This is a genomic window from Microbulbifer sp. CNSA002, from assembly GCF_047324085.1.
In the GTDB taxonomy this organism is placed as follows: domain Bacteria; phylum Pseudomonadota; class Gammaproteobacteria; order Pseudomonadales; family Cellvibrionaceae; genus Microbulbifer.
In genome coordinates this window covers 3935604-3948169 of the sequence record NZ_CP172449.1, presented here as the reverse complement: position 1 = coordinate 3948169, position 12566 = coordinate 3935604, and the positions used below count along the sequence as shown (strand labels likewise).

At 51.6% G+C, this 12566-nt stretch carries 12 protein-coding genes; 9 read left to right on the top strand and 3 right to left on the bottom strand.

Features of this window, described 5'->3' with window-relative positions:
- Positions 1-131 precede the first annotated feature (131 nt).
- The 6 genes from ACG1BZ_RS17570 to ACG1BZ_RS17545 all read left to right on the top strand — a co-directional run bounded on the left by ACG1BZ_RS17570 (position 132) and on the right by ACG1BZ_RS17545 (position 6706).
- Positions 132-1334 carry a serine hydrolase domain-containing protein gene (locus ACG1BZ_RS17570; RefSeq protein ID WP_413662955.1) on the top strand — a complete coding sequence of 401 codons (1203 nt, stop codon included), beginning with the start codon at positions 132-134 and terminating at the stop codon, positions 1332-1334.
- Between the two features lie 100 nt (positions 1335-1434).
- On the top strand, positions 1435-3354 hold the full coding sequence (htpG, locus tag ACG1BZ_RS17565; protein ID WP_413662954.1) for a molecular chaperone HtpG: 1920 nt from the start codon (positions 1435-1437) through the stop codon (positions 3352-3354).
- A 246-nt stretch (positions 3355-3600) separates the two neighbouring features.
- Positions 3601-4632: an NAD(P)H-dependent glycerol-3-phosphate dehydrogenase gene (locus tag ACG1BZ_RS17560; protein WP_413662953.1), complete on the top strand. Its 1032-nt coding sequence runs from the start codon at positions 3601-3603 to the stop codon at positions 4630-4632.
- A 13-nt stretch (positions 4633-4645) separates the two neighbouring features.
- The gene (locus ACG1BZ_RS17555; protein WP_413662952.1) at positions 4646-5128 is read left to right on the top strand and encodes a DUF4389 domain-containing protein; all 483 of its coding nucleotides are present in this window, start codon (positions 4646-4648) and stop codon (positions 5126-5128) included.
- Positions 5129-5253: 125 nt separating this feature from the next.
- Positions 5254-5706 (top strand): phosphohistidine phosphatase SixA, encoded by a 453-nt coding sequence (gene sixA, locus ACG1BZ_RS17550; protein ID WP_413662951.1) that lies wholly within the window; start codon positions 5254-5256, stop codon positions 5704-5706.
- Positions 5707-5827: 121 nt separating this feature from the next.
- A complete protein-coding gene (locus tag ACG1BZ_RS17545; protein ID WP_413662950.1) occupies positions 5828-6706 on the top strand; it encodes an alpha/beta fold hydrolase in 879 nt (292 codons plus the stop codon).
- Here the strand turns inward: ACG1BZ_RS17545 and ACG1BZ_RS17540 are convergent.
- On the bottom strand, positions 6703-7047 hold the full coding sequence (locus tag ACG1BZ_RS17540) for a 5-carboxymethyl-2-hydroxymuconate Delta-isomerase (RefSeq protein ID WP_282933776.1): 345 nt from the start codon (positions 7045-7047) through the stop codon (positions 6703-6705). The genes ACG1BZ_RS17545 and ACG1BZ_RS17540 overlap by 4 nt on opposite strands.
- Before the next feature lie 54 nt (positions 7048-7101).
- Complete coding sequence (gene folE / locus ACG1BZ_RS17535) at positions 7102-7644, bottom strand: GTP cyclohydrolase I FolE (RefSeq protein ID WP_282933775.1); 543 nt, start codon at positions 7642-7644, stop codon at positions 7102-7104.
- A gap of 342 nt (positions 7645-7986) precedes the next feature.
- Here folE and prmB point away from each other — a divergent pair, with 342 nt between their 5' ends.
- Positions 7987-8910: a 50S ribosomal protein L3 N(5)-glutamine methyltransferase gene (prmB, locus tag ACG1BZ_RS17530; protein WP_413662949.1), complete on the top strand. Its 924-nt coding sequence runs from the start codon at positions 7987-7989 to the stop codon at positions 8908-8910.
- Positions 8911-9083: 173 nt separating this feature from the next.
- On the top strand, positions 9084-10160 hold the full coding sequence (gene aroC, locus ACG1BZ_RS17525; protein ID WP_413662948.1) for a chorismate synthase: 1077 nt from the start codon (positions 9084-9086) through the stop codon (positions 10158-10160).
- Positions 10161-10219: 59 nt separating this feature from the next.
- Here the strand turns inward: aroC and ACG1BZ_RS17520 are convergent, their stop codons facing one another.
- Positions 10220-11299, bottom strand: coding sequence for an integron integrase (locus tag ACG1BZ_RS17520; protein ID WP_413662947.1), 1080 nt, complete (start codon positions 11297-11299; stop codon positions 10220-10222).
- A 336-nt stretch (positions 11300-11635) separates the two neighbouring features.
- Between ACG1BZ_RS17520 and ACG1BZ_RS17515 the strand changes: the two genes are divergently transcribed.
- Positions 11636-12538 carry a hypothetical protein gene (locus ACG1BZ_RS17515; RefSeq protein WP_413662946.1) on the top strand — a complete coding sequence of 301 codons (903 nt, stop codon included), beginning with the start codon at positions 11636-11638 and terminating at the stop codon, positions 12536-12538.
- The last annotated feature ends 28 nt before the right edge of the window (positions 12539-12566 follow it).

Genomic DNA, 12566 nt, shown 5'->3' with positions numbered 1-12566 from the left:
TCCCCGCGCCGGAGAAAAGTGCAGACTAGAATTCAGCAGTCAGTCCTGCGTGGCGCCTAAATAGAGTTTTTGCCCGCTGGCTGCTAGTCTTATCTGCAACTACCGGATTGCTTTGGCGGCTCGATTTGCTTATGAGACCTGCAATTCTTTCAAATATCGTCTACGTCATGCGCGCCTCTATGGCACGTTTTTTTCTCTTCCTGGTGATTCTGGGGAGTCTGTCCCTGCCTGCGCAAGCGGCTGATATAGACGACAGGGCCAAACAGTTTGGCCGATACTTCAAACAGATGATGGCGGGTAAATCTATACCCGGCGGCGCCTATGTCATCGTGGATGGCAACCGGGTGGTCGCGATGGACACCTATGGCGTCAGGGTCAGGGGTAAATCCGGCAAGGTGGATCAGGATACGGTGTTCCGTCTGGCCTCGGTATCCAAGACCTTCGCTGCCAGTATGGCCACTATGTTGGAGCATGAAGATCGCTTCAAATGGGATGACAAGGTGGTCAACTATGTGCCGGACCTGAGCTTTAAGACGCCCTCGCTGTCTCGCCAGCTTCAGGTGGAACACTTGCTCAGCCATTCCTCGGGCCTGACCCCAAACGCCTACGACAACTACCTTGAGGACAACAAGCCTCTCAGCAAGATATTGCCCAAGTTTGCCAATATCGATCCGCGCTGCACGCCGGGAAAATGCTACGGCTACCAGAATGTGTTGTTCAGCCTGATTGAGGATGTGATTTTTGAGGCGACGGGGGTCTCCTTTGCCAGCCAGCTGAAAAAGCGAATTTTTGTCCCGCTGAAAATGCAGAACGCATCGGTCGGCTGGGAGAGCTTTATGGCCTCCGACAACCGTGCGGCACCCCATATTCAGACAGGCAGCGGCTGGCGCCCGGTAAAAGTGGAGAAGGAATACTACTTTGCTGCACCGGCGGCGGGAGTGAATGCCAGTATCTCCGATATGGCCCAGTGGCTGAAAGCGCAGATGGGCTACTACCCGAAGGTACTGTCACCGGAAGTGATCGCCGATATGACTACTGAGCGAGTCGCTACCCAGCGCCATATGCGCCATCGTATCTGGAGAGATTACCTGTCTCACGCGGGCTATGGTCTGGGCTGGCGCCTCTATACCATTGGTGACGATCGTATTATTTACCACGGCGGTTGGGTTGCGGGCTTCCGTGCGGCGGTTGCCTACTCGGAAAAGTTGAAAGTGGGTATCGCTATTCTGATGAATGCGGAGTCCCGTGTGATCTCAGATCTCACTGCCAATTTCGTAATCGATATTACCGGTAAAGGTAACCTTGCTACCGCTCAAACCAGTGGAGATCGCTGATCTCCACTGGTAAGTGATTGTCCTTCCCCCCTTGAAACCTGCTGGCTGATCCCAATATTTGCTCCCTGTTCCGATTGACGTGTACGGGGAGACCGAATAGATGACCGTTGAGGCCCAAAAAGAGAGCCATGGATTCCAGACGGAAGCCAAGCAGCTACTGCACCTGATGATCCACTCGCTTTACTCCAACAAGGAGATTTTCCTGCGCGAGCTGGTATCCAACGCTTCTGATGCCGCCGACAAGCTGCGTTTTGAATCGCTGTCCAAGCCTGAGTTACTTGGCGAAGATGCAGACCTGCGTATTCGCATCGAGTTTGACAAGGAAGAGGGCACGCTCACCATTACCGATAACGGTATTGGTATGAGCCGCGATGAAGTTATCGAAAACCTCGGTACTATCGCTCGCTCCGGCACCTCTGCATTTATGCAGCAGCTGACCGGAGACCAGAAGAAAGATGCGCACCTGATCGGCCAGTTCGGTGTGGGCTTTTACTCCGCCTTTATCGTCGCTGACAAAGTGGACGTATTCACCCGTCGCGCCGGTTTGAATTCCGATCAGGGTGTGCACTGGGAGTGTCACGGTGAAGCGGAATACTCCGTAGAGACTGTTGAATGGCCCCAGCGCGGTACCCGGGTGGTTCTGCACCTGAAAGAAGAAGCGAAAGAGTTTGCCGATAGCTGGCGCCTGCGCTCCATCATTAAAAAGTACTCCGATCACATCGCCATTCCGGTGGAAATGCTGAAAGAGGAAATGCCGGCGGCGGAAGAGGGCGAAGAGCCGAAAGAAGAAAAGGCGCCTGAGTTTGAAGCAGTAAACGCTGCCCAGGCCCTGTGGACTCGTCCCCGCTCCGATGTGAAATCTGAGGAGTACAAGGAGTTCTACAAGCATATCTCCCACGATTTCGACGATCCCTTAACCTGGAGCCACAACCGCGTAGAGGGTAAACAGGATTACACCAGCCTGCTATACATCCCTGCGCGCGCACCGTTTGATCTGTACCAGCGTGATGCCGCTCGCGGCCTCAAGCTGTATGTACAGCGCACTTTTATCATGGACGATGCGGAGCAGTTCCTGCCGCTGTACCTGCGTTTCGTGAAGGGTGTTCTGGACTCCAACGACCTGCCGCTGAACGTATCCCGTGAAATCCTGCAAAAAGATCGCAATACCGATGCGATCAAGAGTGCGCTGACCAAGCGTGTTCTGGATATGCTGGATAAATTGGCGAAGAAAGATGGCGATGAGTACCAGAAGTTCTGGGATCTGTTCGGCAATGTATTGAAAGAAGGTCCGGCTGAAGATTTCTCCAACAAAGAGAAAATTGCCAAGCTGTTGCGCTTTGCCAGCACCCATACCGATACCGAGAAGCAGGATCAATCCCTGGAAGATTATGTGGGTCGCATGAAGGATGGCCAAAAGGCGATCTACTACGTGTGTGCCGACAACTTCGCTACGGCCAAGTCCAGCCCCTACCTGGAAGTATTCCGCAAGAAGGGTATCGAAGTGCTGCTGCTCACCGATCAGGTGGACGAGTGGTTCGTGGGCCATATGAACGAGTTCGACGGCAAGCAGTTCCAGGACGTGGCCAAAGGTGCGCTGGATCTGGGTGAAGCCGAGAGCGATGAGGACAAGGCTGAGCGCGAAAAAGTTGAGCAGGGGTCCGGTGCCCTGGTTGAGCGGGTACAGGAAGTTCTGGAAGGTCGCGTTGAATCCGTACGCGCAACCACTCGCCTGGTGGACTCCCCAGCGTGTCTGGTGGTGAGCGAACAGGATATGGGCCCGCAAATGCGCCGCATCCTGGAACAGGCCGGCCAGGCCCTGCCAGATGCGAAGCCGATCTTTGAAATCAATCCGTCCCACCCACTGGTACAGCGTCTGGACCAGGAGGCGGATGAAGATCGCTTTGCGGATCTCACCAATATCCTGATGGACCAGGCTAACCTGGCCGCTGGTAACCAGTTGGCAGATCCGGCGGATTATGTGCGCCGCCTGAACACGCTGTTGCTGGAAATGCACGGCTAAGTCAGCGCTATTAATTAGTGCTAAGCGATGGCCAGCGGAGTTGTTTTAGACTTTGCTGGTCCCAGAAGCGGCCCCTGCCGGATCGAGCGGTGTTTTATCGGTTGGTCAAGGCAGAGGGCCGTTTTTGCTATTTACTGTGCCGTTTCGCACAATTGGCAGAAGTTTAAAACAAATTGACCCCATTGGGCTCAGCGGGTCATGCCTCTATAATCCGCAAGTCTTATAAGAAGCTTTATCGGTGTGACAATGCAAAAAGAAACTTCCAACCCCCTCGCTATTGCCGTATTGGGCGGCGGCAGTTTCGGAACCGCGATTGCTAACATTGTGGCGGGCAACGGCCACGACACCCGCCAGTGGATGCGCAACGCGGAGACGGCGGCTGAGTGTCGCGACACTCGAGAAAACCATAAATACCTGCCCGGCGTGCCGCTGCACCCGGAATTACAACTTACCAGCGACCTGGAGCAAGCGGTCGATGGTTGCAGTATCGTTTTTGTCGCGATACCCAGTAAATCCTTTCGCGAGGTGGTAAAAAAAGTAGCCCCGTTGTTGGCGCCGGGCACCATGCTGATCTCCACCACTAAGGGAATCGAGCACGACAACTTCCACTTAATGAGCGATATCCTGCGCGAGGAAACCACCGACATGCGTGTCGGGGTCTTGAGCGGACCAAATTTTGCAAAAGAAATTGTTGCGGGGCACTACACTGCAACGGTGGTGGCCAGTGAAGACGAGGCACTTTGCAAAGCGATTCAATCGGCACTGCACTCGGAGACTTTTCGGGTTTATTCCAGTAGTGATGTGTTTGGAGTAGAGCTTGCCGGTGCGCTAAAAAATATCTACGCGATCATCACTGGTATGGCTGCGGCACTGGAGCGCGGGCAAAATACCATCAGTTTATTGATTACTCGCTCCCTGGCAGAAATGATGCGTTTTGCCGAAGCGATGGGTGCCGATCCCATGACGTTTATCGGCCTCGCCGGTGTTGGCGACTTGATTCTGACCTGTTCCTCAGACCTCAGCCGAAATTATCGGGTGGGGTATATGGTCGGTAAAGGCAAGCCGCTCGATCAGGCTGTCGCAGAAATCGGTCAGGTGGCCGAAGGTGTGAATACGGTTCGTCTGATTAAACAGAAAGCTGACGAAATGGGTGTCTACATGCCCTTGGTTTCCGCGATTCACGCCATATTATTTGAACAGCGGCCGATTCCTGAGGTGATTCGCAATTTGATGTCGGGCGCACAAACTTTTGATGTGGCCTACTCGGCCAAGCCTTAAATGGAAGCCTCATATGAAAAATGACGATCTAAAGCGCAATCTTACTTCCGGCAACCAGTGGGTGCGCCTTATCTATATGGTGCTGTTTGCAGTGTGCCTTCAGGTTGCCGCGTGGTTACTGATGGCGGTAGTGATACTGCAATTCCTGTTTTCGATTATCAGCGGGAAATCCAACGATAATCTGCGTCGCTTTGGCGATCAGCTCGCCTCCTATGTTTACCAGGCGATCCAGTTCCTGATCTACAACTCCGACGAAAAACCTTTCCCGTTTGCCGAGTGGCCTGAATCTGAAGTAGAGGATTTGTCCGGTTACGAGGGCGCCGAAGATGTTTCTGCAGAAGTGGTTTCTACGGAAGTAAAGCGTGAAAAGGAAAAGGCTGAAGACGAAGCCGAGGATGCCATTATCCTGGGTAGCTCCGAGCCTGAGAGCAGCGAAAAGCCCGAGCTGGTTGAGGAAAGTGCCGACGACGCCGACAAACCTGTCGACAAGAACTGATCGCTTTTCCTATCGCTAATTTATCCGGTGCCTTATCCGTGGGCACCGGATAAATATCCGCTGCCCTCCCTACGAATATTCCCGCAGATATCAACAAAGTCACAACCTACCCTTGAGGAAGCCCCATGCAGCTGTTTATTTTGCGTCACGGTAAAGCCGAGCCCATGCTCGCCAATGATGCAGAGAGAGCCCTGACAGAGCGCGGGCGCAGGCAGGTTGCACAGGTTTGTAAAAAGCGCGCCGAGGAACTGGCGGCGGTAAAGGCAATTTGGGCCAGCCCATTTGTACGCACCCAGGAAACCGCTGAGATTGCTGCTGCTCAACTGGGATTGCCCGTTATTACCGAACCGCTGCTGATCGGCAATACCCACCCACAGCAACTGCTCGACCATTTGCAAACCCAGGATACCTTTCCGCTTCTGCTGGTTAGCCACCAGCCTTTGGTGGGCAGCCTGCTCAATGGCCTCTGTGGCAGCGTTAATGAACACCCGATGGGCACTTCCAGCCTCGCCTGTGTCAGTGCGGATGTATGGGCTAATGGCTGCGCTGACCTGGAGTGGTTGCAGCACGCAGAGTAATTTTTCCGGTCGTGTCTGCCAGTAAATCCCTATTGCGCTGATCACAACTGTCATTGCGGATGTTGTTGGTGGGCCGCACCATTTCACCACCTGTTTTAGTCACTATCCGGTGGATATCACTTTGGCGATAAATCAAATCACTCCCCGTGAAATCACCCTTGAGTTTGATCACAAGTCGATTGCTGCACGTCAGTGGGGCGACCCGGAGGGAGAGCCGGTAATTGCTCTTCACGGCTGGTTGGATAACTGTGCCACCTTCAGTCGGCTGGCTCCCCTGCTGAGCGGAATTAACCTGGTAGCGATAGATATGCCGGGCCACGGACGCAGCTATCACCGCTCACTCGATGCCAACTACAACATCTGGGAAGAGGCGGAAGATATTTTGGGGGCGGTGCACGCGCTCGGCTGGCGCAAGTTCTCCATTGTGGCGCACTCCCGAGGTGCTATCGCTGGGGTGATAACCGCTGGTGCTTTTCCCGATCGGGTAAAGCGCCTGGCACTGATCGATGGCCTGGTACCTCCCTCCACCGAAGATGAAAAAGCTCCGGAGAACCTGGCCAAGGCCATTGCCCAGAGAGCCCGTTACGGCACGCGCAAGCTGCGGGTTTACGGTACCTTCGAAGAGGCGGTCGAAGCGCGCAAAAATGGCATGTTTCCGCTAACTGAGTGGGCTGCGCAGGTATTGACCGAGCGGGGCACCCGGGAAGTGGAGGGTGGCTATATGTGGAGTAATGATCCCCGGCTGATGGCGGCTTCCACAGCCAAGCTCAATGAGCCACAGATTAAAGCTTACTTATCCCGATTGAAGATGCCGGTGCAGCTGGTTCTAGCTGAAGACGGTATCGCAGATATGCTCAAGCGCCTGCGCCCTGTACTGCAAGAGTTTCCGGGTATTGAGGCACGTGAGATTCCCGGAAGCCACCACTTGCACCTGGAGGAGAGTGGTGCCCGGGCGATTGCAGAGTGGTTTGGGCCTTTCTTGCGCGGTGAAACCGCTTAGAAGGGAACCCGCTTGGAATAGCAGCTGGCATCCATCTCCCGCACCTCTACCGAGACTGCGGGAACTCCTTCGGCAAATTGGCACAGGCTGTTAAAAACAGCCGAGCTCAATGCCTCCCTTTCCCGCGTAGAGCGCCCTTCAAGCAAGCGGATCTCTGCGTGGATAAAGCTGTTGCCATTGTCCCCAGCAATAAACTGATCGTAGGACTTGGCGCGGGTCTTGATATTGTGGGAGGCGAACAAACCGGAACGGTGCATCGCCTCCTGAGCCGAGCTGACCAGTGCAGCGACAGAAATCTTCTCTTCCAGATTTTTCGCATACTCTATGATCAGGTGAGGCATAGCGGTCACTCCTCGGTCAAAGCGGCCCTGGCGGCCGCTGGGTACCTGTGGCGTTTACTGGCGCAGCAGGGAGAGGAACTCGTTGCGGGTGGCCTGGTTGCTGCGGAAAGTACCGAGCATAGCCGAAGTCTTCATCACAGAGTTCTGTTTTTCCACACCGCGCATCATCATGCACATATGCTTGGCTTCGATGATCACGCCGACACCGGCAGCACCGGTAACGTTTTGCAGGGTCTCGGCGATCTCTACGGTCAGCTGCTCCTGGATCTGCAGGCGGCGCGCAAACATATCCACAATGCGTGCTACCTTGGACAGGCCAACGACCTTGCCATTGGGAATATAGGCTACGTGGGCGCGGCCGATAAACGGCAGCAGGTGGTGCTCACACAGGGAGTAGAGTTCGATATCCTTAACCAACACCATTTCGCTGCAGTCGGACGGGAAGAGCGCGTCGTTGACTACATCTTCCACGGTCTGTTTATAGCCGCGGGTCAGGTATTCCATGGCTTTGGCGGCGCGCTCCGGGGTGTCTTTGAGCCCAGGGCGTTGCGGATCTTCGCCGATTGCTTCAATAATTCGCGCGTAATGTTCGTTCATGCTGCTCTTTCCAACATCTCAGCCCGAAGGGCGGGTGCGCTACCCTAAGCGTTTGTAACCCGAGAGTAAAGATCCTCGCGGCCCGAGGAGCTTGTTAGCTGTTATTTGACGACCACTGGCGAAGGCTATTTTGTTAGCAGGGCGGAGCGAAGTAGGGCGGAAAAATGGCTTAGGGTCTTTAGGTAGCAGCTGTAAAATGGCCACTTAACCTTACTCGTCGCTTATTTGGTGTGAGCAAACTACACTCCCCGGGCATTGATTGGCCCCTCTGCAGCAGCAACAGAGGGCACCCGCTAGTGACAGTGGGCCCCGACGAGATACAAAGCACTTAAGGATAGATTGATGATAGAAAGGCGTGAAACAAGCCTCCACGAACTGACCACTGTTTTGGACTATATCCGCTGGGGGACCAGCCGATTCAATGAGGCCGACCTCTACTACGGCCATGGCACCGACAATGCCTGGGACGAGGCCGTTTTACTGGTAACCCACGCCCTGCATCTCCCCCCTTACAGTAAGCCGGAGATACTCCAGGCCCGTTTGACCATGGAGGAGCGCCGCGACGTACTCACTATCCTGGAGCGGCGCTTTAGCGAGCGGGTACCGGCGGCGTACCTGACTAAGGAAGCGCATTTTTGCGATATGACATTTTATGTGGACGAGCGGGTACTGGTACCCCGTTCACCGATTGGCGAGCTGATTCGCCACAACTTCCAGCCCTGGCTCAATGTTGAGCCCCTGGCGATTCTGGATCTCTGCTGTGGTAGCGGTTGTATCGGTATCGCCTGTGCCGAGGCCTTCCCGGAAGCGCGTGTCGATGTGAGCGATATTTCCGAGGACGCGATCGAAGTGGCACAGATCAATATCAATCGTCACGAGTTGAACGAACGCGTGCGCGCAGTTCAGTCGGACCTATTTTCCGGCCTGCACGGTATGAGTTATGAGTTGATCGTGTGCAACCCGCCCTATGTCGATGCCCGCGATTTAGCTGAAATGCCCAAGGAATACCACGCTGAGCCGGATATAGCCCTGGGCTCTGGCGATGACGGTCTCGATTTTACCCGCCGCTTGCTGCGCGAGGCTGCCAACCACTTACAGCCCGACGGGCTGTTGATCTGCGAAGTGGGCAATAGCTGGGAAGCCCTGGAAAAAGCCTTCCCGGAGGTGCCGTTTATGTGGCCCGAGTTTGAGGATGGCGGCCACGGTGTTTTTGCCATCAGCCGGGAAGAACTACTCGCCTATCAACCCTACTTCGAAAAGGAATAATTCCTTTTGCCTCCCCGGCAATCTCGGTTGCCGGGTTATGGGTACAAGCCCGGTTCTGCGGACACTTGTGCTTTTTGCCCCAGTCTGCGCACTGAGGCGGGCAGATCATTTATAATGCGCGCCCCTATTGTGGGCCATCCTGTTTTACTACCTACTAGCTGGAAAAGTCGTCTATGTCGGGCAATACCTTTGGCAAGCTGTTTTGTGTCACCACCTTTGGCGAAAGCCACGGCCCCGCGCTCGGCTGTATCGTCGATGGATGCCCTCCGGGTCTGGAGATCAGTGAAGAAGAAATTCAGCGAGAGCTGGACCGCCGTAAGCCCGGCACTTCCCGTTATACCACCCAGCGCCGCGAGCCCGACCAGGTAAAAATCCTTTCCGGTGTTTTCGAGGGAAAAACCACCGGCACGCCTATTGGCCTGTTGATTGAAAATACCGACCAGCGCTCCAAGGACTACAGCAATATCGCTGAACAGGTAAGGCCAGCCCATGCCGATTTCACCTATTGGCAAAAATACGGCATCCGCGACTACCGTGGGGGTGGCCGATCCTCCGCCCGTGAAACTGCCATGCGGGTTGCCGCCGGGGCCATCGCCAAAAAATGGCTGAAACAAAAATACGGCATTGAAGTGCGCGGTTATCTCTCGCAATTGGGCCCGATTAAAGTACAAAAACTGGATTGGGATCAGGTAGAACAAAACCCCTTCTTTTGCCCGGATGCCGATCGGGTCCCCGAAATGGAGACCTATATGCAGGAGCTGATCAAAGAGGGGAACTCCATCGGTGCGCGTATCTCAGTACACGCCAGCGGCGTCCCAGCCGGACTGGGTGAACCTATTTTTGATCGCCTGGATGCAGATCTGGCCCACGGCTTAATGAGTATTAACGCGGTAAAAGGCGTGGAAATTGGAGCTGGCTTTGACAGCGTGGAGCAGAAGGGCACTGAGCACCGAGATGAAATCACTCCGGAAGAGGGGTTCCTGTCGAATAATGCTGGGGGTGTCTTGGGTGGTATTTCCAGTGGGCAGGATGTCATTGCCCATATCGCCCTGAAGCCGACTTCCAGTTTGCGCATTCCCGGCCGCAGCGTTGACCGCTCCGGCAATCCCATTGAAGTCGTTACCAAAGGCCGCCACGACCCCTGTGTTGGTATTCGAGCAACGCCTATCGCCGAAGCCATGATGGCCCTGGTTCTGATCGATCACGCACTGCGCCACCGCGCGCAAAACGGAGATGTAACACCGGGATAATTCGATCGGCTTTTTTCTATTGGATACCGGCGAAAGCCCGGTATCCAATCTCTTCGCTACTAAGATGCAGCCAATAAGCCAAGCCCCTGGGCTTCCCCCACCTTGCTCCCAACAAAATAGTTAGCTCCAGCCTCCTCAATTTTATTAATGTTGCGCAGTCGGTCTGAAGGGCTTAAAACGCCTTTATTTCCCCGATTTACGACATGGGTATAAATTTCAGTAGTACTAACATCCGAATGCCCTAGCAGCTCTTGAATCGTACGCAAGTCATAACCCGCTTCGAGCAAGTGGGTCGCGAAGCTATGGCGAAATGCATGGCAACGCGCCGGTTTGTTGATTCCCGCTAGTTTGACAGCTATACGAACCTGGCGCGCTAAAGTTGTTGCGTGCATATGGTGCCTTCTGTTTTCACCGGAGCGAGGACATTGGCCTATGGTGCTGGAAGGGAAAAGGTATTGCCAAGCGAGTTGTCGGCTTGCACTTGGATACTTTCTTTCCAAAGCGTTAGGTAAATAAACCGAACCAGAACCAGCCAAAAGATCTTGTTGGTGTAATAGGGAAACAGTCTCCACCTGCCTATGTAACTGCACAATTAACCCATTAGGTAATATCGTAGTGCGGTCCTTATCCCCCTTACCACCTCGAACAAAAATATTATTGCTGTCGAAGTCTATATCCTTTATGCGTAAAGAAAGCAGTTCGGCACTGCGAAGACCACTAACGTACATTAGTTCAACCTGTAATCTGTAGGTGCCTTCCAAACAATCCAAAATTGCTGATATTTCTCTACGGCTATAAACCACAGGCAAGTACTTCTGTTGTTTTGCCAGTTTAAAGTCCAGAGCCTGAATATCTCTACCAAAGAATCTCTTGTACAGATATATCAGAGCGTTCAGAGCTATTCGCTGTGTATTTGCTGAGCAAAGACCTTGAACTGCAAGGTGAGAAAGAAATGTCTCAATCTCAACAGATCCCATATCGGCAGGGTGCTTCTTTTTATTGAAATGAATGAAACGTTTAACCCAATGGGTGTAAGTTTGCTCTGTTCGGTACGATAGTCCTTGCTTTCGAATATGAAATCGCAGATTGTCCATAAATCGTTCAGGCTTACCTGGGATTTTGTGGCGAATGTCGTCCATGATATTGCCCTTAGACTGTTTTTATATACAGTATTTGCTCTTTTGTCCTGCTGTCAATATCAGAATTCAAGAGAAGCTTCTCCTATTTCTGGAGGTGACGATCTATCTCTTTGATTTTTACAGGGTTGGTAATGTTATAAAGAGCAGAAAAAGCAGGTAGATATATAGCGCCTGCTATATATCTACCTGTAGAGAAATATGCCAAATTTCTTAACTTTTTGATATTATTGGATTTTTGAGGTTATCTTGAAAGAAGTGAGTGGAATTATATAGAAGGATGATATAAAGATGCTTCTTTTGAATTAACTGTTATAAGCTCAACAAGCATCATCATTTATGAAATATATTCTTAAAATACAAGCTCTTGGTAAATATCCTGAACTAGATATTAGTTCAGAGGAATTTCACAAAATCAAATTATCAAGAGAAACTCTGAATTATGCTTTATCAATTGCTGAAAAATTTGAAATCTTATTATCAAATTATTTGGACTTGGAAAAAGAAATTCTTTCTATATCTGCCGACTCATTAGTTTCATCTCCATCTAATCATATAGAGTTTTTCCAAAACAGAATTTCAACAAATAGGCGAATCGTAAATTTGTTAACTTCTACAAAGCTTTATGTAGATCAGGTTCCTTCTCATGTAAAGAGTATATTCAGTGGAGTTGAAGATAAATTTAAAGAAGCTCAATCATACTTCAATGAAGAATATGATGCTTCATTTGAATACAGGCTGATGGAAGCACTTAGGAATCATGTCCAGCATAACGGTTTAGCCGTTCATTCAACAAGTTACCCTTTTAAGTGGACTGATGAAGAAGAAAGTAGAATTGAACTTAAAACACAGATATTTGTAAGTAAGATAGAGCTATCAAAAAACAAAAAGTTCAAAAAATCAACATTGAATGAAATGCCAGAGAAATATGACTTGCTACTTGCTGCTAGAGGTTATGTTGGTTCGTTAAGCATTATTCATTCGAAAATAGTAGGACTAATTGAGGAGGTTAGTAATCAATCTAGAAATACAATTGATCTTTCTATAGAAAAGTACGTTAAAGAGTCCGATGGTCTAAAGGTTGGTTTGTCAGCCTTTAAATTAAAAGAAGCAGAACCAATCAGTGACATTATAGAAAGGGTTGCCGTCTTAACAGATTGGGATGATGTAAGATTAATGTTAAATAAAAAACACAAACAAATTGGCAACTTAAAAATGAAGTTCGTAACAAACCGCTTATAACAAATGGTTCCAGTTCGTTCCGGGGCTT

Excerpts from the sequence above, each read along its gene's own strand:
- ACG1BZ_RS17570 (WP_413662955.1), top strand. The coding sequence starts at position 132 with ATGAGACCTGCAATTCTTTCAAATATCGTCTACGTCATGCGCGCCTCT.
- htpG (WP_413662954.1), top strand. The coding sequence starts at position 1,435 with ATGACCGTTGAGGCCCAAAAAGAGAGCCATGGATTCCAGACGGAAGCC.
- ACG1BZ_RS17560 (WP_413662953.1), top strand. The coding sequence starts at position 3,601 with ATGCAAAAAGAAACTTCCAACCCCCTCGCTATTGCCGTATTGGGCGGC.
- ACG1BZ_RS17555 (WP_413662952.1), top strand. The coding sequence starts at position 4,646 with ATGAAAAATGACGATCTAAAGCGCAATCTTACTTCCGGCAACCAGTGG.
- sixA (WP_413662951.1), top strand. The coding sequence starts at position 5,254 with ATGCAGCTGTTTATTTTGCGTCACGGTAAAGCCGAGCCCATGCTCGCC.
- ACG1BZ_RS17540 (WP_282933776.1), bottom strand. The coding sequence starts at position 7,047 with ATGCCTCACCTGATCATAGAGTATGCGAAAAATCTGGAAGAGAAGATT.
- folE (WP_282933775.1), bottom strand. The coding sequence starts at position 7,644 with ATGAACGAACATTACGCGCGAATTATTGAAGCAATCGGCGAAGATCCG.
- prmB (WP_413662949.1), top strand. The coding sequence starts at position 7,987 with ATGATAGAAAGGCGTGAAACAAGCCTCCACGAACTGACCACTGTTTTG.
- aroC (WP_413662948.1), top strand. The coding sequence starts at position 9,084 with ATGTCGGGCAATACCTTTGGCAAGCTGTTTTGTGTCACCACCTTTGGC.
- ACG1BZ_RS17520 (WP_413662947.1), bottom strand. The coding sequence starts at position 11,299 with ATGGACGACATTCGCCACAAAATCCCAGGTAAGCCTGAACGATTTATG.
- ACG1BZ_RS17515 (WP_413662946.1), top strand. The coding sequence starts at position 11,636 with ATGAAATATATTCTTAAAATACAAGCTCTTGGTAAATATCCTGAACTA.